Source organism: Streptomyces iconiensis (genome assembly GCF_028657195.3).
In the GTDB taxonomy this organism is placed as follows: Bacteria; Actinomycetota; Actinomycetes; order Streptomycetales; family Streptomycetaceae; genus Streptomyces; species Streptomyces iconiensis.
This window is the reverse complement of record NZ_JANCPR020000051.1, coordinates 1-21,693: the sequence shown is the minus strand read 5'-3', so window position 1 is coordinate 21,693 and position 21,693 is coordinate 1. Positions and strand designations below refer to the sequence as shown.

The 21,693-nt window shown below is 73.2% G+C and carries 22 protein-coding genes; 13 read left to right on the top strand and 9 right to left on the bottom strand.

The window, feature by feature from the left end; translation table 11 throughout:
- Position 1 precedes the first annotated feature (1 nt).
- Positions 2-790: a PTS sugar transporter subunit IIAB gene (locus tag NMN56_RS35155; RefSeq protein WP_274041280.1), complete on the bottom strand. Its 789-nt coding sequence runs from the start codon at positions 788-790 to the stop codon at positions 2-4.
- A 369-nt stretch (positions 791-1,159) separates the two neighbouring features.
- Between NMN56_RS35155 and NMN56_RS35150 the strand changes: the two genes are divergently transcribed.
- A complete protein-coding gene (locus tag NMN56_RS35150; RefSeq protein WP_274041281.1) occupies positions 1,160-2,275 on the top strand; it encodes a baeRF2 domain-containing protein in 1,116 nt (371 codons plus the stop codon).
- A 118-nt stretch (positions 2,276-2,393) separates the two neighbouring features.
- Here NMN56_RS35150 and abc-f read toward each other — a convergent pair whose 3' ends face one another.
- Positions 2,394-4,106 (bottom strand): ribosomal protection-like ABC-F family protein, encoded by a 1,713-nt coding sequence (abc-f, locus tag NMN56_RS35145; RefSeq protein ID WP_274041282.1) that lies wholly within the window; start codon positions 4,104-4,106, stop codon positions 2,394-2,396.
- 277 nt (positions 4,107-4,383) lie between these two features.
- Here abc-f and NMN56_RS35140 point away from each other — a divergent pair, with 277 nt between their 5' ends.
- From NMN56_RS35140 to NMN56_RS35130, 3 genes are all read left to right on the top strand, one after another.
- Positions 4,384-5,082, top strand: coding sequence for a type 1 glutamine amidotransferase domain-containing protein (locus NMN56_RS35140; RefSeq protein ID WP_274041283.1), 699 nt, complete (start codon positions 4,384-4,386; stop codon positions 5,080-5,082).
- Positions 5,083-5,353: 271 nt separating this feature from the next.
- A complete protein-coding gene (locus NMN56_RS35135; RefSeq protein ID WP_430542794.1) occupies positions 5,354-5,893 on the top strand; it encodes a DUF3574 domain-containing protein in 540 nt (179 codons plus the stop codon).
- 99 nt (positions 5,894-5,992) lie between these two features.
- The gene (locus NMN56_RS35130; protein ID WP_274041284.1) at positions 5,993-6,931 is read left to right on the top strand and encodes a glycoside hydrolase family 18 protein; all 939 of its coding nucleotides are present in this window, start codon (positions 5,993-5,995) and stop codon (positions 6,929-6,931) included.
- Positions 6,932-7,074: 143 nt separating this feature from the next.
- Here the strand turns inward: NMN56_RS35130 and NMN56_RS35125 are convergent, their stop codons facing one another.
- Both NMN56_RS35125 and NMN56_RS35120 read right to left on the bottom strand, forming a co-directional pair.
- Complete coding sequence (locus tag NMN56_RS35125) at positions 7,075-7,593, bottom strand: lytic polysaccharide monooxygenase auxiliary activity family 9 protein (protein WP_274041285.1); 519 nt, start codon at positions 7,591-7,593, stop codon at positions 7,075-7,077.
- Between the two features lie 312 nt (positions 7,594-7,905).
- Positions 7,906-8,739: a polysaccharide deacetylase family protein gene (locus tag NMN56_RS35120; protein ID WP_274041286.1), complete on the bottom strand. Its 834-nt coding sequence runs from the start codon at positions 8,737-8,739 to the stop codon at positions 7,906-7,908.
- A gap of 178 nt (positions 8,740-8,917) precedes the next feature.
- Between NMN56_RS35120 and NMN56_RS35115 the strand changes: the two genes are divergently transcribed.
- Entirely contained in the window at positions 8,918-9,793 is an 876-nt protein-coding gene (locus NMN56_RS35115) for an aminoglycoside phosphotransferase family protein (RefSeq protein ID WP_274041287.1), read from the top strand.
- 288 nt (positions 9,794-10,081) lie between these two features.
- Here NMN56_RS35115 and NMN56_RS35110 read toward each other — a convergent pair whose 3' ends face one another.
- Complete coding sequence (locus tag NMN56_RS35110; protein ID WP_274041288.1) at positions 10,082-10,264, bottom strand: hypothetical protein; 183 nt, start codon at positions 10,262-10,264, stop codon at positions 10,082-10,084.
- Between the two features lie 31 nt (positions 10,265-10,295).
- On the opposite strand from NMN56_RS35110, the gene NMN56_RS35105 reads away from it, so the two are divergent.
- From NMN56_RS35105 to NMN56_RS35090, 4 genes are all read left to right on the top strand, one after another.
- Positions 10,296-11,141, top strand: a complete 846-nt coding sequence (locus NMN56_RS35105; RefSeq protein WP_274041289.1) for a DUF1684 domain-containing protein — start codon at positions 10,296-10,298, stop codon at positions 11,139-11,141.
- A gap of 53 nt (positions 11,142-11,194) precedes the next feature.
- Positions 11,195-11,599: a nuclear transport factor 2 family protein gene (locus tag NMN56_RS35100; protein ID WP_274041290.1), complete on the top strand. Its 405-nt coding sequence runs from the start codon at positions 11,195-11,197 to the stop codon at positions 11,597-11,599.
- A 276-nt stretch (positions 11,600-11,875) separates the two neighbouring features.
- Positions 11,876-12,646, top strand: coding sequence for a GntR family transcriptional regulator (locus NMN56_RS35095; protein ID WP_274041291.1), 771 nt, complete (start codon positions 11,876-11,878; stop codon positions 12,644-12,646).
- Entirely contained in the window at positions 12,643-14,253 is a 1,611-nt protein-coding gene (locus NMN56_RS35090) for an MFS transporter (protein WP_274041292.1), read from the top strand. Before NMN56_RS35095 ends, NMN56_RS35090 begins: the two co-directional genes overlap by 4 nt.
- Here the strand turns inward: NMN56_RS35090 and NMN56_RS35085 are convergent.
- From NMN56_RS35085 to NMN56_RS35075, 3 genes are all read right to left on the bottom strand, one after another.
- A complete protein-coding gene (locus NMN56_RS35085) occupies positions 14,193-15,677 on the bottom strand; it encodes an FGGY-family carbohydrate kinase (RefSeq protein WP_274041293.1) in 1,485 nt (494 codons plus the stop codon). The genes NMN56_RS35090 and NMN56_RS35085 overlap by 61 nt on opposite strands.
- A gap of 213 nt (positions 15,678-15,890) precedes the next feature.
- Positions 15,891-16,697: a DeoR/GlpR family DNA-binding transcription regulator gene (locus NMN56_RS35080; protein ID WP_274041294.1), complete on the bottom strand. Its 807-nt coding sequence runs from the start codon at positions 16,695-16,697 to the stop codon at positions 15,891-15,893.
- A 33-nt stretch (positions 16,698-16,730) separates the two neighbouring features.
- Positions 16,731-17,360 (bottom strand): histidine phosphatase family protein, encoded by a 630-nt coding sequence (locus tag NMN56_RS35075; protein WP_274041295.1) that lies wholly within the window; start codon positions 17,358-17,360, stop codon positions 16,731-16,733.
- A gap of 175 nt (positions 17,361-17,535) precedes the next feature.
- Here NMN56_RS35075 and NMN56_RS35070 point away from each other — a divergent pair, with 175 nt between their 5' ends.
- The 4 genes from NMN56_RS35070 (at position 17,536) to NMN56_RS35055 (ending at position 21,217) form a co-directional block, all read left to right on the top strand.
- The gene (locus tag NMN56_RS35070; protein WP_274041296.1) at positions 17,536-19,020 is read left to right on the top strand and encodes an FGGY family carbohydrate kinase; all 1,485 of its coding nucleotides are present in this window, start codon (positions 17,536-17,538) and stop codon (positions 19,018-19,020) included.
- 130 nt (positions 19,021-19,150) lie between these two features.
- Positions 19,151-19,678 (top strand): methylated-DNA--[protein]-cysteine S-methyltransferase, encoded by a 528-nt coding sequence (locus NMN56_RS35065; RefSeq protein ID WP_274041297.1) that lies wholly within the window; start codon positions 19,151-19,153, stop codon positions 19,676-19,678.
- A gap of 85 nt (positions 19,679-19,763) precedes the next feature.
- Complete coding sequence (locus NMN56_RS35060; RefSeq protein WP_274041298.1) at positions 19,764-20,924, top strand: FAD-dependent oxidoreductase; 1,161 nt, start codon at positions 19,764-19,766, stop codon at positions 20,922-20,924.
- Positions 20,925-21,079: 155 nt separating this feature from the next.
- Positions 21,080-21,217: an LPFR motif small protein gene (locus NMN56_RS35055; RefSeq protein WP_274041300.1), complete on the top strand. Its 138-nt coding sequence runs from the start codon at positions 21,080-21,082 to the stop codon at positions 21,215-21,217.
- On the opposite strand, the gene NMN56_RS35050 is transcribed toward NMN56_RS35055, so the two are convergent.
- Positions 21,188-21,693: zinc-binding dehydrogenase (locus NMN56_RS35050; protein WP_283742541.1), on the bottom strand; the 506-nt coding region annotated here is incomplete at its 5' end. The genes NMN56_RS35055 and NMN56_RS35050 overlap by 30 nt on opposite strands.

The following is a 21,693-nucleotide window of genomic DNA, read 5'->3' as shown; positions in this document are numbered from 1 at the left end:
CTCAGACGTCGTAGGTGTCGCGCAGCGTCCTGTCGACCTCGGACGTGCTGGTGAAGTCCTCCACGACCTTCACCGGCACTCCTACGTCGCCGAGGGTTCTGGCGATCTCGCGGGAGGTGAGGATGGCAGCCGCCTCGGACGCCTTGCCCTTGGCCGAGATGGTGTCGGTCGCCTCGACGGTGATGTTCCTGTCCCAGCCCCAGCGGTCCAGGACCTTCTCCAGGGTGTTCTTCAGGAAGAGGCTGGTGCCGACGCCGTTGCCGCAGACGGTGAGGATCTTCTGCACCGCGGGACCCGTGGCGCGGGGCTCCTCGCCCTCTCCGGCACGGGCGGGCCCCGCGTCCTGCTGCTCCAGCACCAGGTGAAGCGCCTCGGGTGTGGGCGCGTCCCGTAGCGCCGACTCGGTGCCGGGGTCACCGAGCAGCCGGGCCAGCGAGGCCATGGCGGCCGTGTGCGCTCCCGAGTCCCGCGCGGCGAGCGCGACGACGAGCGTCACCGGGTCGTTGGCCTCGTGCCCGAACTCGACGGGCTCCGCCAGCCGCACCCACGACATCCCCGTACGCCGTACGGCGGCCGAGGGCCTGGCGTGCGCGAAGGCGAAGCCGGGCGCGATGACGATGTACGGGCCGTTCTCCTCGACGTTGCGGATCATCTCGGCCGTATACACGTCGGTACTGGTGCCGTTCGCGACCAGCAGCTCCCCCGCCACCCTGACCGCCTCACGCCAGTCGGCAGCGGGAACGTCGAGCCGGATCGCCTCGGTCGGCAGAAGTTCACTCAGGGACGCCATGCAACGGATCTTGGCATGACACCCCGGCGCCCGCCCGCCCGGTCCCCGCACGGGCTACGGGTGGGCCACAGGTGGTTCACACGCGGCTCGCGGACGGCTCACGGGCGGTGACGCCCGGCCACGGGACGGAACCGGGAGAGCGGGCGACCTCACGGTACGGTGCCGCCGGTCCGCGTGACCGCCCACGCAGCACCATCCGGGATCGCCCACGCACCGTCCGGGATCGCCCTCGCGCCGTCCGGGATCGCCTACGCACGATCCGGGTCGTCCTCGCACGGTCCGGGATCGTCCTCGCCAGGGTCCCGATTCGCGGCGGCACACAGGGGTACCCGGGTCCCGCAAGCACCCTCGGAGCAGCAGGGAGGAAGCATGCACCTCTCATCCCTCGCCCCCCTTCTCACCAGGAACGGACCGTGGGCCACGGTCTACTCGGACACGCCGCAGGCCACGGAGTCGGCGGGGACCGAGCGACGCCTGGCAGCGCGCGGAATCGCCGACGAGCTGACCCAGCAGGGCGCCGACGTGGCGACGGCTGAGGCCGTCGCCGAGCGGCTGGAAGCGCGCTCGCCCCAGGAGGAGCCGCTGGGCAGCGTCGTGTTCGCGGCCGGCGGCGAGGTGGTGCTGGACCTGCCGCTCACCGACGTTCCCGAACGGCGGATGGTGAGCTGGTCCGTACTGCCGCACCTGGCACCGCTCCCCCGGCTGACCAGCGAGGACCCGCTGTGTCTGACCGTGCGCGTGGACCGTACGGGGGCCGACTTCCAGCTCAGCGACGCACAGGGCACCCACGCGGCGGGCCGCGTGGACGGCGACGCGTGGCCCGTGCACCGCACCAGTTCGGGCGAGATGTCCGAGCGGCACTTCCAGACGCGGGTCGAGAACACCTGGGAGAACAACGCGGCCCTCATCGCGGAGGCCACAGTGTCGCGCTTCGAGGAGACGGGCGCCGATGTGCTCGTGCTCTGCGGCGACACCCGGGAGCGCCGCGCCGTCCACGAGCGGTTGCCGCAGGCCATCGGCGCCGTCACCGTCGAGACCTCGCACGGCGGGCGGGCGCCCGGCTCCGGTACGGAACTGCTCGACCTGGAGGCCGAGCGGGTCAGGACGGAGTACGCCGGTCGGCACGCGGCCGAGACCCTGGAGGCGTTCCGCGCCGGACGCGCTCCCGGCCACGAACCCGAGGCGGCCGAGGGCGTACCGGCCTTGATCGAGGCGGCCAGGGAACACCGCGTCGGCACGCTCCTCGTCGATCCGGAGGGGCCCGACGCACACCAGGAGGTGTGGGTGGGGCCTGACCCCGACCAGATCGGCGTACGCCGCTCCGAACTGGCCTACCTCGGAGCGCCTGACCCGTCCCCCGCCCGCGCTGACGACGCGCTGCTGCGCAACGCGGCTGCCACGGGTGCCGAGGTGCTGGTCCCCGGCCCGGGCGAGGACATCCCCGTGGGCGGCCTCGGCGCACTGCTGCGCTGGACGTACGGGTAAGCCCGTCCCACCTCCGGGCCCCCAGCCCCGACCTCCCCAACTCCGGGCCCCCGGGCCTCCGGGCCTCCGGGCGCCCGGGGAACGCGGCAGGCCCGGCGGTCCCGCATCCGCAGCAGATCTACGTCCGCAGCAGTGCGGCCTCCTCCGAGAGGGGGCAGCCCTCTTCCTTGCCGGGTCCGTCTCTTCCCGGGACGGGTCCGCCCCTCTCCGGTACGTACCCGCCGTCCCCTGCCACGGGACGGCCGCCGCTCAGTTCCAGGCGGTCGCCCTCGAACCGGGCGCGGAAGTGGCGGTCGTGGGACACGATCACGACCGTTCCCGCGTAGGCGGCGAGCGCCTGTTCCAGGTCCTCGACGAGGTCGGGTGCCAGGTGGTTGGTGGGCTCGTCGAGAACGAGGAGATCGGCGGGGCGTGTCACGAGCAGGGCCAGTTCGAGGCGGCGGCGCTGGCCCGCCGAGAGCGCGGCGACGGGAACGGCGAGGTCCTCGGCCCTGAAGAGGCCCAGCGCGAGCAGCGCCTCCGCGTGCTCCTCCGGCTGCCCTCCGCTTCCGGCGGCGAACGCGGCAAGCAGCGGGAGCCGCGAGGGCGTCACGGGCAGCTCCTGGCGCAGGAAGCCCACCCGCTCAGGGCCGCTCACCGTGCCCTGGTCGGGCGGGAGTTCACCGGCGAGCACCCGCAGGAGCGTGGTCTTGCCCGCGCCGTTGGGCCCGGAGACCAGCAGCCGCCCGCCCGGCTGCACGCGCAGCGCGCCGACCCGCAGCCGGTCACCGACCGTGACCCCCTCCAGGGCCAGCGGCACCGACTCGCCCGCCGTCGCCGCGCGTGCGGCGAACCGCAGGGGTTCGGGCGGCGCGGGCACGGGCTCGCGCCGTAGCCGCTCCAGCCGCTGCCTGGCCGCCCTCACCTGGCCCGACAGCTTGGCCTCGTGGGAACGGCGGTGCTTGCCGAAGCCCTGGCCCGGATCCTTGCCGCTGGACGCGAGGCGCTGTCCTGCCGCGGCGACCAGCTCTTCCGTACGGGCCAGTTCCTCGCGCCACTCCTGGTGGTCCTGGTGCCGGCGGCGCAGCTCCGCCGCCTTGGCCGTGCGGTATCCGCGCCAGCCGTCGCCGTAGCGGTTGACCGCGCGAGTGTCGCGGTCGACCTCCAGGACGGTGGTGGCGATGCGGTCGAGGAAGGCACGGTCGTGTGTGACGGCGACAACGGTGCCGTGGTGCGCCCTGAGCTGGTCCTCCAGCCAGCCTGCCGCGCGCTGGTCGAGGTGGTTGGTCGGCTCGTCGAGCAGCAGCAGTTCGGGCGAGGCCGCCAGGACGCAGGCGAGCGCGAGCCGGGACTGCTCGCCGCCCGAGAGCGAGCCGAGCGTGCGCTCGCGGGTGACATGTGCCAGGCCGAGACCGTGCAGCGCCGCTTCGACGCGTACGTCCGCCTCGTAGCCGCCGCGCTGCTCGTAGGCGTTCAGCAGGTCGCCGTACTCCTCCAGCGCCTCGGGACCCGCGTCGCCGAGCGCCGCCTCGGCCTCGCGCAAGCGCCGTTCCATGGCGCGCAGTTCGGCGAGTGCGGCGTCGACGGCGTCCTGAACGGTACGGGTGGGTTCGAGGTCGAGGGTCTGCGCGAGATGTCCCGTGCCGCCGGGGAAGCGGACGGTGATCTCACCGGTGTCGGGCGTCTCGGCTCTGGCGAGCAGCCGCAGGAGGGTGGACTTGCCTGAGCCGTTCTCGCCGATGACCCCGGCTCTGTCGCCGGGGCGCACGCTGAAGGAGACCTGGTCGAGGACGTGGCGGTCGCCGAAGGTCTTGGAGACGTCCTTCATGGACAGTTGGGCGCGTTCGCGCATGGTTCTTTCCCTGATGGCAGGCCCCTGGGCACGCGCGTACGAGCGGCGCCGCCGCGGGGGTGTGGTGGTGTCGGCCGGATACGGAAAGCGGACAGCGGCGACCGCACGCGGGCCGGTCAGGCCAGCGGGTCGAGCCGCGTACGCGGGTCCGGATCAGAGAAAGAAGTAATGCGTGTGCATGCGGGCGAGTGTAACCACCCGGTGTGCGTACGGGCATCCGGTTTTCCCGGGGCTACGGTGGGTGACCCGGAATGCCCAGGGAAGGGAGAGGAAGACCATGGCAAGGATCCTGTTCGTGCTGAGCGGCGCCGATCACTGGACGCTGTCCGACGGAAGCGCGCACCCGACGGGCTTCTGGGCCGAGGAGGCCGTGGCCCCGTACCGCGCCTTCAAGGCGGCCGGGCACACCATCACCGTCGCGACCCCCGGCGGCGTCGTGCCCACGGCCGACCCCGCGAGCCTGGCGCCGGACGCCAACGGGGGCCAGCAGAGCGCCGAACTCATGGCCGCTTCGCTGGCCCGGATGGACGAGCTGCGCCACCCGCTGAAGCTCTCGGAGGTCGACGCCGCCGACTACGACGCCGTGTTCTACCCGGGAGGGCACGGTCCGATGGAGGACCTGGTGGCCGACCGGGAGTCCGGTGCCCTGCTGACGGCCGCGCTCAACTCGGGCAAGCCGCTCGGAGTGGTGTGCCACGGTCCGGCGGCGCTGCTGGCGACACGGCGTGCCGACGGCTCCTCACCGTTCAGCGGGTACGCGCTGACCGCGTTCACCAACACGGAGGAGAACCAGGCCGGCCTCGCCGAGCGGGCGCCCTGGCTGCTTCAGGACCGGCTGATGGAGATGGGCGTGCACTTCCGCGAGGGCGACCCGTGGGCGCCGAAGGTCGTGGTGGACCGCAATCTGTACACCGGCCAGAACCCGGCCTCGGCCGCCCCGCTCGCCGACCGCCTCGTAGAGGCCCTGCGCGGCTGACACCGGCCGCCCCCTGCCGCCGGCCGGAGTCCCGGCGGGCCGCCCGGGACTCCGGCGGGGGCCCGGGCGGGGACCCGGGCAGGGACCCGGCGGGAACTCCGGCCAGGGCTCCGGTCGGGGCCCAGGGCTCGCAGGGAGAAAACGGCGCGTTCCGGGCCTCAACTCCCGTACGGCGGGGCATGGATCGGCTCGTCGACGCCGGGCGCGTGTGTACGGCCCGGCCTGGGAGCCCGTCGCCGCGTGCGGCGGGTTGAGGAGAGGACCGCGCCCCGTGCCGACCACCGTGAAGACCTCCACGCCGGAACCAGCACCCGAACCCACGCCGGGAAGCCGCGACCGCGGCGGCAGGAAGCGCGGGCTGCGTGTCGCGCTCGCCGCCGCCGCCGTGCTGGCAGCGTCCGTCTCCGCACCCGTCGCCTACGCCTCACTGGACGAGGGACCTGCGCCGCGCGCTGGGGCGAGCGCCGCCACCGAGCGGGGCAAGGCGTACGTCGAGACGCGGCTCTTCTTCGGTACCGACGACCCCGACGGCGGACCGCCCGTGACGGACAGGCAGTTCCGCGCCTTCGTGGACAGGCATGTCACCCCGCGCTTCCCCGCCGGGCTGACGATCCAGGACGGGCGCGGCCAGTGGCGGGACAAGCGCGGCGTCATCGAGCGCGAGCGCTCCTACGAGTTGACCGTCTTCTATCCGTCCTCGGAGGCCGCCTCGCAGGACGCCGACATCCAGCGCGTACGGGCCCTCTACCAGCGGCTCTACAACCAGGAGTCGGTGCTGCGCACGGACGAGCGGACGCGGGCCGACTTCTGAGCGACCGTTTTGTCTTCTGGCCGTCTCTCCCGTACGGCACCACAATCATGGCGACGCGTGTGAAGCATGTGGTGAACGGGGCCGAAGGGAGAGACGGGCATGAAGAGGCGCACTGTCATCGCCGCGGGAGTGGCGGGGCTCGTGGGTACGGCACTGACGGCGCTCCCCGCAGCGGCACGCCCCGGCGGGCGCGCGGCGGGCAGGCGGGTGGTCGTCTACTACCAGACGCAGTACACGGACGGCACGTACGTCTCCCCGCTCGGGCTGACCGAGAACGCAATCGGCGCCACACACCTGATCGTTGGCGCCGTGCACCTCAACGACGTGAACGGGCAGCACGCACCCGTGCACCTCAACGACGATCCGCCGGGCGCCGCGAAGTACGCGCCCATGTGGAGCGACCTGAAGGCCCTGCGCGGCGCCGGCGTACCCGTGCTGGCGATGGTGGGCGGAGCCGCGCCGGGGAGCTTCACCAGGCTGGACACGGAGTTCGACACGTACTACCCGCTGCTGCGCGACTTCCTGCGGCAGTACGCACTGGACGGGGTGGACCTCGATGTCGAGGAGGACATGTCGCTGGCCGGGGTCGAGCGCGTGATCGACGCACTGCGCGCCGACTTCGGGGCCGGCTTCCTGATCACCCTCGCACCGGTCGGCACGGCGCTCAGCGGCGGCGGCAACCTGTCCGGGTTCGACTACGAACAGCTCTACCGGGACCGTGGCGAGGCCATCTCCTGGTTCAACGCGCAGCTCTACAACGGCTGGGGCAGCATGGCGTCGACCGCCGATGTGGACGCCGTCCTGGAGCGCGGGCTCATCCCTCAGGACAAGCTGGTGGCGGGCGTACTCACCGACCCGGCCAACGGCGGCAGCGGCTATGTCGACATGCCGGCGCTCACCGCCACGATTCGCCAACTCACCCGCACATACCCGGACTTCGGCGGCGTGGACGGCTGGGAGTACTTCAACTCGCAGCCGGGCGGTACCCCGGCCCCCTGGAAGTGGGCGGCCGAGGTCTCCGCGGCGCTGAACGGCTGAGGGACCACGGATTCCGGCACGGATTCCGGGATTCCGGCACAGGTGCGGGCACGAATTCGGCACCGGAACGGACACGGGTACGGGCACGCGCGGGGGTGTTACCGCGCGTGCCCGTGTGCGCCGCGTCAGCCTGTCAGGCCGCGTCAGCCGCCGATGTTGACGTCGATGCAGGCGTAGAAGGCGTTCGCCGTGTCGGCGATGTTCCAGACGGCGAGCACCTTCTGCTTGCCGGTGATGCCCTTGAAGTTGACGTTGTGCGAGACGTTCGGGGCGGGCCTGGCGCCGCCGTCGTTGAACTCGGCGACCTTGGTGCTGCCGACGAAGTACTGCCAGGTCGACGTGGCGTGCTGGACCGTCAGCTTCCAGTTGAACGTGGTCGAACTGCCGACGTTGGTGACCTTCCACCCCTTGCTGTCGTCACGCAGGTCGGCGAAGCGCGCGTTGCCGCCCGCGCAGTCCTTGAGCCCCTTGGGGCCCTCGACGCTCTGGGGCTCCCACTTGATGTCGCCGCACTGAACGGTTCCCGTGGCGCACTGCGCCTGGCGGCTCGCGGGGTTGGTGACCCAGCCGTGCGCGCTCGCGGGGGTGGTGGAGAGTCCGAGCACCAGGCAGGGCGCGAGCCCCACACCGGTCAGCACGGCTAACTTCCTTGATTTGCGCATGTCAGCTCCTTGGGGGGAGAGGGCCGAGCACAATGTGGAATTGGTCTAGACTTTAGCGCCTGACTGCGCGCGGTCAAGAGTGCGCGTGCACACGTTCACACACAGTCGCGACCCGACCGGCGCGCGCCCGTGGAGTGCGTCATCGGACACCGGGCGGCCGGACTCCTCCGCGGCTGAGCGCACAGCCCGCGAGCGCCCGCGCCAAGTCCCTTGCGGCCGTTGCCGTTTCGGCCGCGCTCATGCCGATGCCCCGGCCTGCACGACCGGGGCATGGGCACGGGCACGGTGGCGGTCCCGGGGGCCGGGCCCGCTTCACGCCTGGGGAAAGCTGAAACCGTAGCCCTGGTCCTGGAGCCAGGGAAGGAAGCTCTTCAGCGCCTCGTAGGACTGCGAGCGGTCGCCGCCTCCGTCGTGGAAGAGCACGACCGCGCCGTCCTCGACCTGCTCCTTGGCCTTGCGAAGTATCACGTCGGCGCCGGGGCGCTGCCAGTCGCCCGGGTCGACGATCCAGCCGAGCGGGCGCATGCCTTGCCCTGCGGCTATGCGGCGGCTGTCGGGCGTGAAGGCGCCGCCCGGCGCGCGGTAGTAGTAGATGCGGGCGCCGCCGGACGCCTTGTCGATCTGCGCCTTGGCATCGAGTATCTGCTTCTTCTGGTAGGCGACGGACTTGTGGTCCATGCCGGTGTCGTGATCGACGGAGTGGTCGCACAGACGGTGGCCCTCGGCGACGATCCGCCGGACAAGATCGGGATAACGCTCAGCATTCGGGCCTATGAGGCAAAAGGTTGCCTTTATGTGGTAACGCTTCAGCAGGTCAAGCGTCTTGGGAGTCCACTCCGGGTGCGGCCCGTCGTCCAGGGTCAGTGCGACGGAGTGCCCGCCCGCCTCCGAGTGGTGCGAGAGCGCGCGGTTCGCCTTCGGGGGCCGGGGCTTCCGCTTCGGCGTGCCGGCCGACTTCCCGCCACCCTCGCCGGACCCGGCCTGCGCTCCTCCGCCGCGCACGCTCTGCTCCCAGCCCGGATGCTGCGCCGCGGTCGTGGCTCCCGCGCTCGTCCCGACGAAAGCCGTCAGCAGACCGACCGCGAACGTCCCCGCCGCGGCGGCCAGTGCCACGGCTCCCGGCCGCCTGCTTCCCTTGCTGTGCACAACCGCTCCCAACTGCCCGTTTTCACCGTGCTTGTCAATGATGCAGAGTCCTCGCGCGTAACAGCGGTTCCGGGTGGGACATGAGAGATACGCCGCATTTGAGGCGGGGTGCCGCAGCACCGGCCACCACCGACCTGAAAACCTAGGGAGTTGGCGGAACGGCGAAGGAGAAACGCACATGACGACGAACGAGGCATTCACCGAGCAGCGCGCGCGAGCCGTACTCGCCGCAGCCGCCGGCCGGTCCGCGGAGTCGGCGGAGCTGCTGGCGCTCGGCGAGAACGCCGTCTTCGCACTCGGCGAAACCGTCGTGCGCGTCGGCAGGGACCCGGAACTACTCGTGCGGGCCGAGCACGAACTGCGCGTGGCCACCTGGCTGGAGAAGGAGGGGGTCCCCGCCGTGCGCGCCGCCGAGCCGGAGCCCCGGCTCGTGGACGGCCACCCGGTCACCTTCTGGCGGCGCCTGCCACCCGCCGTACGCCCCGCGGGCGCCGCCGACCTCGCCTGGCTGCTGCGGCTCGTACACGCCCTGCCCGCACCGCCGTTCGCGCTCGCGGGGCGCGACCTGCTCGGCGGCATCGAGCGCTGGCTGCGGTACGCGGGGGACGCGGTGCCGCGCGAGGACGCCGCGTTCCTGCGCGCCCGCCGCGACGACCTCGCCGCGGCGCTGCCGGGGCTCACCCCGCGGCTGGAGCCCGGTCCCGTGCACGGTGACGCGCTGCCGCGCAATGTGCACATCGGCCCCGAGGGCCCGCTCCTGGTCGACCTGGAGACGTTCGCCTCCGACCTGCGCGAGCACGACCTCGTGGTGATGGCCCTCAGCAGGGACAGGTACGGGCTGCCCGAGGAGGAGTACGAGGCGTTCTGCCGCACCTACGGGTGGGACGTACGGGAGTGGGACGGCTGCGCCGTGCTGCGGGCCGCACGCGAGACGGCGAGCTGCGCGTGGGTGTCCCAGCACGCACCGGGCAACCCGGCGGCCCGCGAGGAGTTCCTGCGCCGCGTCGCCTCGCTGCGCGACGCCGACCCGGCGGTGCGCTGGCACCCCTTCTGACGCACGCGCCCTGCGCCGGCCGACTCCGGCAGCCGGTCACCTCGCGGGGAGCCGCCCCTGTGGCGGTGTGCCGGTGGCCGGGCTCCCCAGTTCGGAGCGCGGGTTCCCGCCGCCGCTCCATGAAGCAGCCCCGGGCCGCCGGCCCGGGGCTGCTTCTTCATGTGCTGGAGGCCCGGGCCGCTTCGACGTATCGCCGTCCCGCTGGATCACATCCCTCGGAGCGGCGCAGGAGGCACATCACCAGCGCGGCGCCCTCCCTGTATTTGCCGTTACGGCAAACAGTTTTGCTTACGGGTTCGGGTCGAGCGGACCCTTCGGAACATCGACCTCACCGGTCGGTCCGCGACGGTCGGGCGCAGGTGGGAGGCGTGCCGCAGGACGGCGTGCCGTCCATGGCCGTACGGCGGCGGCGATCGGCCGGCCGAACCTGTCGGGGTCTCCGGCCGGGTGGTGCGTCATGACGGCGGTCACGGGTGACCGCCACCTTGGAGAGGAGAACGCTGTGTCCAGCGAATGCTTGGGGAGCGACGGTGCGTCGACCGGGTACGACAGGTGGCGTCGGGACCGGTGGGAGGAGATGGCCGGTCCGGAAGGGAAGGCGGGCCTCATCGCCCATCGGCCGATCACGGAGCCGGGGCAGCAGCTCCCCGAGGTTCCGGGCCGGTGGACGTCCACCGGCTTCTCGGGAAGCCTGACGCTGACCGCGGCCCGCGCGGAGAACGTATCCGTCGACGGCCACGCCGTGGACGGCACGGTGGAACTGACCGGCGCCAGCCGCCTGTCCTTCCCCGGCGGGCGGCGCGGCACCGTCGAGGAACTGCGGGGGGCCCATGCCCTGGCCGTGTGGGACGAGGCCGCGCCCACCCTCGTCGGCCTGCGCGGGATCGAGGCGTGGCCGTGGGACCCGGCCTGGGCCGTGGAGGCGGAGTACCGCCCGGCGGACGCCGGACGCCTCCTGGAGGTGACCCGGGTGACCAGCCCGGGCGTGCGGGAGAGCTTCCCCGCGCCTGGTGACTTCGCCTTCGGCCTGCGAGGCGAACGGCACACGCTCCGGGCGTTCGGTGTGGGCGGCGACACCCTGCTGATCGTGTTCACCGACGGCACCAGCGGCATGGACACACCCGGCATGGGCCGGTGGCTGATCCTGCCCCGGCCCCAGGACGGCACAGGTACGGCTCGCATCGACTTCAACCGGGCCGTCGTCCCCCACCACATGTTCTCGGCGGCCTTCCCCTGTCCCCTGCCGCCCCGGGAGAACCACCTACCCGCACGCGTCGAAGCGGGGGAACGCGCCCCCGTCTTCGCAGAAGAAGCGGCCGTCGGCAGCGCGACCGGCCCCGCCGTCTGACCTCCGCCGTTCTGACATCCGCCGCGACCGGCACACCACAGTAAGGAAAAACGATGACACCCGACCAGGACCTTCGCGCAGCAGCGGTGCACTACCTCCGGCAGTGGGAGGTGCGGGACTACGCCACGATGCGGTCCCTGTGCACCGAAACCGCCACCGTGTGGCACAACGACGGAAGCGGCGACCAGCCGATCGACGAGAACATGGAACTGCTCAGGCGGCTCGCCGCAGACGTCGACACCCTCCGGTACGACGTCGTACGGCAGTTCCAGGACGGCGACGAAGTGCTCCAGCAGCAGGTACTCCACCTGGCCATGACCGACGGGTCCCGCAGCGAGGTACACGCGGCGATGTACTTCCGGTTCGACGGCGGCCTCATCGACCGCATCGAGGAGTACTTCAACGTCGTACCGGTCAACCAGCCCCTGCCGTCGTCCGGTTCGACCGGACAGCGCTGATCCCGGCCGCTCCGGTGAAGCGAGCCCCCGCCGGTCGCGCTGCTGCCGTCCGGCAGCGAGGACACGGCCACGCCCCGCGGTCCGGGGTCGGGCTCGCTCGGCGCGCGGTCCGGCGCTGAGGTTCCCCACCCGGCCGGAGGTCCGTGCGCGCATGGGCCTCCGGCCGGGTGGCGGAGCGGGGCACTTCGGCCGTAAAGCCGCTGCTCAGGGCATCTGTGCAGGTCACAGGGGGTGGCGTAACTCGGGGGCAACACGGCTCGCCTAGCGTCTGGGGCCATGGACACAAGCTCAGGCATGGGTCATGACACCCAGGAGACCGGTTCGGGGCGTGCTGCCAGAGCGCGGCGTGTGGCGAGCGTGCTGCGCGGCCAGGTGCTCGACGGCGCGTTCCCCACCGGGGTGCTCCCGGACGAACGGGCGCTGATCGCCGCTTTCGGGGTGAGCAGGAACACGGTGCGCGAGGCGCTGGGGCTGCTGCGCGAGGAAGGGCTGGTGGAGCGGCGGCGCGGTATCGGCACGGTGGTGAAGGGCCGCGCGTACGAGCATCCGCTGGACGGGTTGGCCGGGCTCGCCGAGGTGCTCCAGCACCACGGCAGCGTCGTCAACCAGGTGCGCGAGGCACGCCTTGTGCGCGCTCCCCTCGCCGTGGCACGGCGGCTGGATCTGCCCGAGCACGCCGAAACCGTCCATCTGGAGCGGCTGCGCAGCATGGACGGGGTGCCGCTGTCGCTGGACTCCACCTACCTGTTGCCGGAGATCGGCCGGCCGCTGCTGGGGCTGGCGCGGGAGACGCTGGAGCACAGGGACGTCTTCGACCTCATCGAGACGCAGGCCGGCTCACCGCTCGGCGGCGCCGAGATCTCCGTACAGGCGGTGGTGGCCGACGCGGCCACCCGGGCCGTACTGGCCATGCCCGAGGCGGGCGGGGCGGTGCTGGCCGTCGAGCGGCTGACGTATCTGGCCGACGGGCGCCCCGCCGACCTGGAGTTCATCCACCTGCGCGGCGACCGGCTCGTGCTGCGCGCCTCGCTGGGGAGGCTCCGTTGAGTGCGGGGAGCGCGAGGAGCGCGCGCGGCGGGCGGCTGCTGACCCCGGCCATGTGCCTGTGCGTGACGCTCGTCGTCGGCATGGTCTCGGCGGTCAACCTCGCGATTCCCGCGCTGTCCGGCAGTTCGCTGCGGCCGAGCGCGGCGCAGGTGGTGTGGGTGGTGGACGGCTATGTCGTCGTGTTCGCCTGCCTGTTGATCCCCGCGGGGGCGCTGGCCGACAGGGTGGGGCGCAAGGGCACGCTGCTGTGCGGAATGGGCCTGTTCACGGTCGGCTCGGCCGTGTGCGCGCTGGCCCCGCATGTGTCCGTACTGATCGCGGGGCGCATGATCAGCGGCGCGGGCGCAGCGGCCGTGCTGCCCACGACGCTGGCGCTGCTGGTGGACGGGGTGCCCGAGGCGAGGCGGCAGCGCGCCGTCGCGGTCTGGGCCTCGATGACGGGGCTCGCCGCCGTGCTCGGCAACCTGGGCGGTGGCGCGGCGATCGAGTACGGGACCTGGCGCGCGCTGTTCCTGTGTCTGCTGCCGCTCGCCGTGGCCGCGCTGGTGCTCGCCGCCGTCGCTGCGCCCGTCACGGCCCGGCACGCGCGCCCGCTGGCGCCCGGCGGTACGGCGCTGCTGACGGGCGGGTTCCTGACGCTGCTGTACGGCGTGGTCTCGGGGCCGCAGTCCGGCTGGGCGAGCGTTCCCGTGCTGGGCTCGTTCGCCGCCGCTGCGCTGCTGCTGTCCGGCTGGGTACGGCATGAACTGCGCGTGGAACACCCGCTGTTGGACCCGCGCCTGTTTCTGCGGCCCGCCGTGCGGGCCGGGGCGCTGGGGATGGCGGCGCTGTTCATGGGGATGTTCGGGCTGTTCTATCTCAACGGCCAGTACCTCCAGTACGCCAAGGGCTACGGCCCGCTGGACGCGGGGGCGCGGCTGCTGCCGATGGCCGCCGCACTGCTGGCAGGACCGCGCTGCGGGCTCGTACTGGAGCGGCTGGCGGGGCGGCGTGCCACGGCGGCGGGCGGGATGCTGCTGCTGTCCTCGGGCCTGTGCGTGGTCTCGACGGTGGACGCTGACAGCCCGTACCCGCTCTACGCGCTCGGCGCCACGCTCACCGCGCTCGGCTGCGGCATCGCCACACCGCTGCTGTCGCACGCGATGATGACGGCGCTGCCTCCGGAGCGCGCAGGCGCCGGGTCAGGACTCCAGAGCCTGGCGCGTGAGTTGGGCAGCGCGGTCGGTATCGCGCTCACGGGCACGCTGGTCACCGCCGTCTTCACCGCCCGGCTGCCCGCTCCGCTGCGCGGCCCCGACGCACCGGGAACGGTGGCCGAGGCACGGGCCCGCACACAGGACTCCGGGGTACGGGACGCGGTCGTGACGGCGTTCACAGACGGCCTGCGCACGGCAACGCTCACCCTCGCCGCACTGATCGCGGTGACGGCGGTCGCGGTGGCGGTATGGTTCCCGCGCGGTGACGGCGGCGCGGGCGACGCCGGTGACGGTCACGGTGGGGACGCCGGTACGGCCGGAGACGCCGGTACGGCCGGGGGCGGCGCTGGTCAGGCGGAGGGGGCCGACAGCCAGCCCCGGCGCTCCAGTTCGGCGACGAAGCGGGCGTAGGAGGCGTCGAGCGCGGCCTTCTCGCCCGGTACGGGCTCCACGAGGTGTCCCTCGCCCGTCATCGCGGTCGCGGCCTCGTCCAGCGTGGGGTGCAGGGTTCCGGCGGCGGCGAGGAGCGCGGCCCCGAACGCGGTCTCCGCGCGCTCGGCCACCCGCAGCGGCAGGCCGAGCACGGTGGCCCTGATCCGGTTCCACAGCACGCTGCGGCTGCCGCCGCCCGCCGCGTACAGGGGTCCGGCCACGGGGACGCCGAGTGAGCGGACCCGCTCCAGCGCGAGCCGTTCGAGGAAGGCGACACCCTCCAGGTCGGCGCGGTGCCGGTGGGCCTCGTCGGCCGGGGTGCCGAGCGTGAAGCCGCGCGCACCGGCGGCGACGAAGGGGAAGCGCTCGCCCTCGCGGCGCAGCGGGTAGCTGACGCAGGAGGCGGGGCCGCGCGCGTGCGCAGCGGTGTCCAGTTCCGCAAGCCGCTCGGACTCCGTACGTGCGAGGGCCTCGCCACCCGTGTTGGAGGCGCCGCCCGGCAGCCACCAGCCGTCGGGGTGGCGGTGGCTGTAGAGGGCGCCCGCCGGGTCGGTGACCAGCTCGCGGGTGACGCCCTTGAGGACGTACGTGGTGCCCAGGACGCCGACGAACTGGCCGGGACGTACGGCGCCCGTGGCGATCTGGCCCGCGCATCCGTCGGTCATACCGAGCCGCACCTCGCACCCCTCGGGCAGCCCCGTCTCGGCGGCGGCACGCGCCGATACCGTGCCCGCTCCGGTGCCGGGTGCCCGTACGGTCGGCAGCCAGCGTGCGGGAACACCGAGCGCGTCGAGTACCTCGGTGGGCCACTCCCCGGCCAGCGGGTCGTATCCGGTCTTGAGCGCGTGGCTCCAGTCGGCTGGCACGGGGCCGCCCGTGAGCCGGTGACCGAGGAGGTCGGGGGTGTGCAGGATCCGCGCTGCCCCGGGGAAGTCACCCGCGTGCGCGGCGTACCAGCCGACGCGGCCGAGCGCGGCCGTCGGCCCGACGGTCAGCCCGAGCGCCGCCCATCTGGCGGCCCCGGCCTCCTGGGCGCGGGCGTTGAGACCGGCGGCGCGGCGGTCGTCGTACATCAGCGCGGGGCCCAGCGGTACGCCGTCGCCGTCGGCGAGGACGAGGGTGCCCGAGGTGGCGCAGACGGCGACGGCGACGACCTCGGCGCCGCGTGCGGGCAGCGCCGAGGTGGCCTGGCGCAGCGCCTCGGCCGCGGCCGGCCACCAGGTCGCCGCGTCCTGTTCGCTGTGCCCGCGCGGGTCCCTGACCGGCTGGGGCAGCGGGGCCCTGCCCTCGGCGAGCACCGTGCCGCGCGCGTCGGCGCACAGGACGCGCACGGCCGCCGTGGCGACGTCGATCCCCGCGACGACGGGCGTGGCGGATGCGGAGGCCGGGGCGGCGCTGTCCATGTGCGGTGGTCCTCTCCTCTGGATCTCCTGTCCTCCGGATCTCCTGCGGATCCTCCGGACCGGCGACGGAGCCCATCATCTGCGATGTTAACCTCACACGCAAGATGTGAATTCCGGTATCCGACCGGACCGCTTCCTGCGGCGCCCGCGAGGCCCCCTCAGCGCGCCCGCCCCACGGCACCCCCCGTCAACGCGCCCCGTCAGTACGGTGCTTCAGCGCGGTGCTTCAGCGACCCGTACGTCCACTCCGGACTGCTCGCGCAGTTCGGCCAGCAGCGCGGCGTCCACGCCCGCGTCCACGACGACATGGTCGAAGTCCGTGACGGGGCACAGCCGGTGGAGCGCGGTGCGGGGCATCTTGGAGTGGTCCATCAGCAGTGCGGTGCGCGCGCCGGAGGCGAGCATGGCGCGCTTGACGAGCACCACGTCCTGCTCCTGGTGGAAGGTCATCGCCGCGTTCATCGCCGAGGTGCTGACCACCACGAGGTCGACGGACATGGCCTCGACCGCCTCCACGCACGCCACCCCGAGAAAGGAGTCGTGAGTGGGCGAGTACTCGCCGCCGAGCGCGATCAGCCGGATCTCCTCGCACCCCGCGAACACGTCCAGCACGCGGCGCGCGTTGGTCAGCACGGTCAGCGGGGTCCTGCCGACCAGCAGCCCGGCGAGCGCGAGCGCCGAGGTGGAGTCGTCCAGCATCACCGACATGCCGGGCTCCACCAGTTCGGCCGCCGCCTGCGCGATGGCCTCCTTCTCTGCGACGCGCACGCCGGCCCGGTACTCCAGGTTGCTCTCGAACACGCTGGTGGGCAGCGCCGAGACGCCGCCCCGGAAGCGGCGCAGCACGCCGCGCCTGGCGAGCGCGTCCAGATCGCGGTGCACCGTCATCACGCTCACCCCCGTCGCCTCGGCGAGCCAGGCGACGGTCAGCGTGCCGTGCTCCACGACGTGTTCGGCGATGAGCTGTCTACGGTTCTCCTGCGAACGGGCAGAAGCAGCGGGAGTGCCCGGCTTCGTCATGGGTTCAAGTCTCGCTCACCTGGGGGCCGATACTTACGGGCGGGCTGTGGTCGGGACGTTCAGCGAACGCAGTGCGGTGCGCGCGCCGTCCATCTCGATCCCGGTGACGGCGGCGTTGTCCAGGCGCGGCAGCACCTGGCGGTAGCGGCCGAGCGGAATGCCGAGCAGCGCGCACAGCGCGACGCGGAGGGCGGTGTTGTGCGCGACGACGAGCACCGCCATCCCCTCGTGCGCCGCGGCCAGTTCACGCAGCGCCCCGCACACGCGCTCCGCGACGGCCGAGGGCGGCTCGGAGCCGGGGAAGGCGCCACGCTCGGCGTCCTCCTGGAAGGCGCGTACCGCCTCGGGGTCCTCGGCGCTCATCTCGGCGATGGTGCGGCCCTCCCCCCAGCCGAAGTCGGCCTCGCGCAGCCCCTCGTGGACGGTCGGGGCCAGGCCGAGCGCCTCGGCGGCGGGTTCGGCCGTACGGCGGGCGCGGCCGAGCGGCGAGCAGGCGACGGCCCGTACGCCGTGCGCCGCGCCCTGGTCCGCCACCCACTCCCCCAGCGCGGCGGCCTGGCGCTCGCCCTCGTCGGTGAGCGCCACGTCGGAGATGCCGCAGTAGCGGTTCTCGGCGTGCCAGACGGTCTGGCCGTGGCGTACGAGCAGGAGCCGCGCTGTCATCTGTCCTCCGGGACTTGGGTACGGGCGGTGCGGGGGTGCGGTGCGTCGTGCGTGCTGGGCGGGGCCGTTCCGTGCGTGACGCGGTTGGCACGTACCCACCCATTGCTTCTTCACGTCGATCGCTATAAATATAACAACGAGAATGTGGAGAACCGGCGCCTGGAGGACTACGGCCATGACGGAACACTGCGGCGCGCTCATCGGCGTCGACATCGGCACCTCCGTGACCAAGGCCGTGGCCTTCGACCGCGACGGGCGGGCCCTGCACACAGCGGCGCGGCCCTCCACGCTGCTGCGCGGGCCGGGCGGCGTCGTGGAACAGGACCTGGACGAGGTGCTGCGCAGCGTGGCCGAGGTCGTCAGGGAGGTCGCGGCGGCGCTGCCGGGGCCGCCCACGGCGCTCGCCCTCACGGGACAGGGCGACGGGCTGTGGCTGCGCGACGCCGGGGGGCGCCCCGCGCGGCGGATGATCTCGTGGATGGACGGGCGCGCGGCCGGTCTTGTGGCGCGCTGGCAGCGCGACGGAACCGTGCGCGAGGTCTTCGGGCACACGGGTTCCGGGATGTTCCCCGGCTGTCACGCGCCGCTGCTCGCCTGGCTGCGCGCGTACGAGCCGGAGACGCTGGAGCGGGCCGCCGTCGCCGGTTACTGCGTGGACGCGGTGGCGCAGCGGCTCACCGGAACCGTCAGCGTGGACGCTTCCGACGCGACCCTCCCCTTCCTCGACCCCGCCACCCGCTCCTACTCCCCCGGTGCGCTGGCCGCCTGCGGCGTCGGCGACCTCGCACACCTGCTGCCCGAGCCGGCGGCGCCCCGCGCCGTCCTCGCGCTCGACCGCGCGGGCGCCGAACTCCTGGGCCTGGCCGAGGGGTTGCCGCTCACCTCGGGCCCGTACGACCTGCCGGCGTGCGCCGTCGGCAGCGGGGTGCGTGAGGTCGGCGACGGGCTGCTGACCGTCGGCACGACCCTCGCCTGCCAGGTGCTCACCGACCGTACGGACGCGAAGCCGGGCGGCGATCCGGCCGGGATGTGGCTGTGCACCCCTGACCGGGACCGCTGGCTGCGCGCGATGCCCGCGATGGTCGGTACCGCGGGCATCGACTGGACGCTGCACCTCGTCGGCGCGACCACGGCTGAGCTGGAGCCGCTGCTCGCGCAGAGCCCGCCGGGTGCGCGCGGGGTGAGCGCGCTGCCGTTCCTGTCGGAGGCGGGCGAGCGCGCTCCGTTCGTCGCGCCGGGTGCACGCGCGGGTTTCGAGGGGCTGTCCCTCGCGCACGGCAGCGCCGATGTCGTGCGGGCGATGTGCGAGGCCGTCGGCTACGCGGCACGCCACTGCCTGGAGACGGCAGGGCTCGAAGGGACGCTCGCCGCATGCGGCGGCGGGACCCGTTCCGAGGGCTGGATGCGTACGTTCGCGGGCATACTCGGCCGCCCCGTGCGGGTGCCGGAGGAGACGGAGGTCGGCGCGAAGGGCGCCGCGATCGTGGCCCGGGCCGCGCTGGGCGACCCGGTGGACGAGGAGCGCTGGCACGCCGCTCACCGCCTCGTGGAACCCGACCCGGACGACCTCGCGCTGTACGAAAGCGGCTACGCGCGCTACCGCGAGACGGTGGAGTCCTCGCGGGCACACTGGGAGGACCCCGTTCCCGCTCAGGCGTGAGAGCCGGGGCGGAGCCATCGGTTCGAGGGCGCCGGCCGCGACGCAGGGACGCCGGGGATCATGTCGCATTTCCGCCAGCCTCACCGCGCGCGAGGGGCGAGGCTGGACGGGAGAGCAGAGAGGACCCCGCATGTCACACGCCCCTCGTACGCACACCGTCATCGACAGCCCCGTCGGGCCGCTCACACTCGTGGCGACCGGCGGCACGCTCGCCGGGCTCTACATGACCGACCAGCGCCACCGCCCGCCGCAGGAGACGTTCGGGGACCCTGACCCGGAACCGTTCGCGGAGACCGTCGCCCAGCTGGACGAGTACTTCAGCCGCGTGCGCACCGAGTTCACGGTGCCACTCGCACCCGAGGGCACCGCTTTCCAGCTGCGGGTCTGGGAGCAGCTGCGCCGTATCCCGTACGGCGAGACCGTCACCTACGGGGAGCTGGCCGAGGCCATCGGGCGGCCGAGCGCGGCACGCGCCGTGGGGCTCGCCAACGGGCGCAACCCGCTCAGCATCATCGTTCCCTGCCACCGCGTCATCGGCTCCACCGGAAGCCTCACCGGGTACGGCGGCGGGCTGGAGCGCAAGCGGCAGCTGCTGGGCCTCGAACGGCGGGCACGGGGCACGGACACACCGGACGCGCAGCTCGCCACGCTGTGGTGATGTCACGTTCTCGCGGTCCCGGGCCGTCGTATCGGTGAAAGGGCCCGGCAGCGGGCCGCACCGAACAGCGGGAGCTGATGACTGCATGAAGCGGCAACTAGTGGTGGTCGGCGGCGGGTTCGCCGGCCTGACCGCAGCGCTGACGGCGGCCGAGGCGGGCGCCGAGGTCACCGTGCACGAGGCACACACCACACTCGGGGGCCGTGCCCGTACGGCGGCGGCCCCGTACCGCACGAACGAGGGCCCGCACGCCCTCTACAACGGAGGCCCGCACTGGGCCTGGCTCAAGCGGCAGGGGCTGCTGCGCCCGCTCGCGGCGCTGCCACCGGCCGAGGGGCTGAGGCTGCGCTTCCACAGTGGCGGCGTGCTGCGCAGGCGGCCTCCGCTGGGCCTCCTGCGCCTGCTGCGGCACCGTACGGCGCCGTACGACGAGGCGTTCCTGCCCTGGGCGAGCCGGCTGATCGGCGAGGAGGCCGCGCTCGCCGCCTCGCACTACGCGGCCGTCGCCACCTTCCACCACGATCCGGGCAGCCTGTCGGCAGCGTTCACCCAGGAGCGCTTCCGGCGCTCGGCTTCGCTGCCTCCCGAGGCGCACTATGTGCGGGGCGGCTGGGGTGCCCTGATCGGGCGGATGGCGGACCGCGCCCGTGAGATGGGCGTGGTCATCGAGACCGGGTCACGGGTCGACTCGCTCGACGGCCTGCGGGGCGGGCCCGTTGTGGTGGCGACGACGCTGGAGGCGGCGCGGCGGCTGCTGAAGGACGACAGCCTGACCTGGCACGGCGGCCGTACCGCACTGCTTGACCTGGTGCTTGAGGAGCGGCGTGGCGATGTGTTCGCTGTCTCCGACCTCGAAGGGCCCGGCTGGACCGAGCGGTTCACGGCGCAGGACAAGACGGTGGCTCCCCGTGGACAGTCGCTGATCCAGGCGCAGTTCCCGCTCGCGCCGGACGAGCCCAAGTCCGAGGGGCTCGCGCGCGCCGAACGCATCCTGGACCTCGGCTTCCCCGACTGGCGACGGCGCACGCTCCACTCCTCGGACGCGCTCGCCAACGCCCGTACGGGTGCCGTCGATCCGGTGGGTACGACATGGCGGGACCGGCCGGCCCTCGACCGGGGCGACGGCGTCTATCTGGCGGGCGACCAGGTCGCGGCGCCCGGCGTGCTCAGCGAGGTGTCGTTCACGAGCGCGCTGGAGGCCGCGCATATGGCGCTGCGGACACAGGGGGCGCGCGCCGCGGCATAGCCGCCGACCGTGGCCGCCATGGCCGACGTCCGGCGGTGGCGGTGCTGGAGCGGCGCGAGGACGGCGCGAGGGTGGTGGGCGCGGAGGTTTGTGACGGCGGTGCGGGGGCCACCCGTTGGCGGCGTCACGACATTTTCTGCCCCCAGGAGGACAGGATGTTCCGCGCCATCGCCGACGTGCTGCGCACCATAGGCGCCGCAGTCGCGACCGTCGTCACGCTTCCGTTCCGGGTCGTGGCCCGGCTCTTCAGCGGGGCCTCCCGCTCAGGCCGTGCCCACCGCCCCATCAGGTGAGTCCGGTGAACGCAGCGAGTCCGGTGAGTCCGTGAAGTCCAGCAGGATTTTCGGCGGGCCCGTGCGGCCCCGTTCCAGAAGAGCGAACGCCTCGCCGACGGAGGAGGCGGGGAAGGTCTCAGCGACCAGCGGGCCCGCGTCGAGCACGCCGGACCCGAAGAGGGAGACGGTTCTGTCGTAGTGGCTGATGCCGTGCTGGATGCCGAGGATGTCCACGCCCTGGAGGGAGAGTTCACCCGGGTTGAAGGAAACCGGCTCCTGCGCGACACCGACCACCGCGACGCGCGCTCCGCGCTCGGCGAGACGGAGCGCTCCGGTGAAAGCGGAGGCCGCACCTGACGCCTCCACGATCAGCGAGTAGGCCCCCGCTGGTGCGTCGTCGGCGTGGTACGCCGCGTCGGCGCCGCACTCCAGGGCGAGTCGGAGCCCCGCCTCGTCGACGCCGACGGCGTCGACCCGCGCCGCGTAGCGCCGCG

What these genes read in the sequence shown, in the direction of transcription:
- NMN56_RS35150 (WP_274041281.1), top strand. Translation starts at nt 1,160, where the DNA reads ATGCACCTCTCATCCCTCGCCCCCCTTCTCACCAGGAACGGACCGTGG.
- NMN56_RS35060 (WP_274041298.1), top strand. Translation starts at nt 19,764, where the DNA reads ATGAAGCGGCAACTAGTGGTGGTCGGCGGCGGGTTCGCCGGCCTGACC.
- abc-f (WP_274041282.1), bottom strand. Translation starts at nt 4,106, where the DNA reads ATGCGCGAACGCGCCCAACTGTCCATGAAGGACGTCTCCAAGACCTTC.
- NMN56_RS35055 (WP_274041300.1), top strand. Translation starts at nt 21,080, where the DNA reads ATGTTCCGCGCCATCGCCGACGTGCTGCGCACCATAGGCGCCGCAGTC.
- NMN56_RS35140 (WP_274041283.1), top strand. Translation starts at nt 4,384, where the DNA reads ATGGCAAGGATCCTGTTCGTGCTGAGCGGCGCCGATCACTGGACGCTG.
- NMN56_RS35065 (WP_274041297.1), top strand. Translation starts at nt 19,151, where the DNA reads ATGTCACACGCCCCTCGTACGCACACCGTCATCGACAGCCCCGTCGGG.
- NMN56_RS35070 (WP_274041296.1), top strand. Translation starts at nt 17,536, where the DNA reads ATGACGGAACACTGCGGCGCGCTCATCGGCGTCGACATCGGCACCTCC.
- NMN56_RS35095 (WP_274041291.1), top strand. Translation starts at nt 11,876, where the DNA reads ATGGACACAAGCTCAGGCATGGGTCATGACACCCAGGAGACCGGTTCG.
- NMN56_RS35115 (WP_274041287.1), top strand. Translation starts at nt 8,918, where the DNA reads ATGACGACGAACGAGGCATTCACCGAGCAGCGCGCGCGAGCCGTACTC.
- NMN56_RS35085 (WP_274041293.1), bottom strand. Translation starts at nt 15,677, where the DNA reads ATGGACAGCGCCGCCCCGGCCTCCGCATCCGCCACGCCCGTCGTCGCG.
- NMN56_RS35130 (WP_274041284.1), top strand. Translation starts at nt 5,993, where the DNA reads ATGAAGAGGCGCACTGTCATCGCCGCGGGAGTGGCGGGGCTCGTGGGT.
- NMN56_RS35125 (WP_274041285.1), bottom strand. Translation starts at nt 7,593, where the DNA reads ATGCGCAAATCAAGGAAGTTAGCCGTGCTGACCGGTGTGGGGCTCGCG.
- NMN56_RS35100 (WP_274041290.1), top strand. Translation starts at nt 11,195, where the DNA reads ATGACACCCGACCAGGACCTTCGCGCAGCAGCGGTGCACTACCTCCGG.
- NMN56_RS35075 (WP_274041295.1), bottom strand. Translation starts at nt 17,360, where the DNA reads ATGACAGCGCGGCTCCTGCTCGTACGCCACGGCCAGACCGTCTGGCAC.
- NMN56_RS35155 (WP_274041280.1), bottom strand. Translation starts at nt 790, where the DNA reads ATGGCGTCCCTGAGTGAACTTCTGCCGACCGAGGCGATCCGGCTCGAC.
- NMN56_RS35080 (WP_274041294.1), bottom strand. Translation starts at nt 16,697, where the DNA reads ATGACGAAGCCGGGCACTCCCGCTGCTTCTGCCCGTTCGCAGGAGAAC.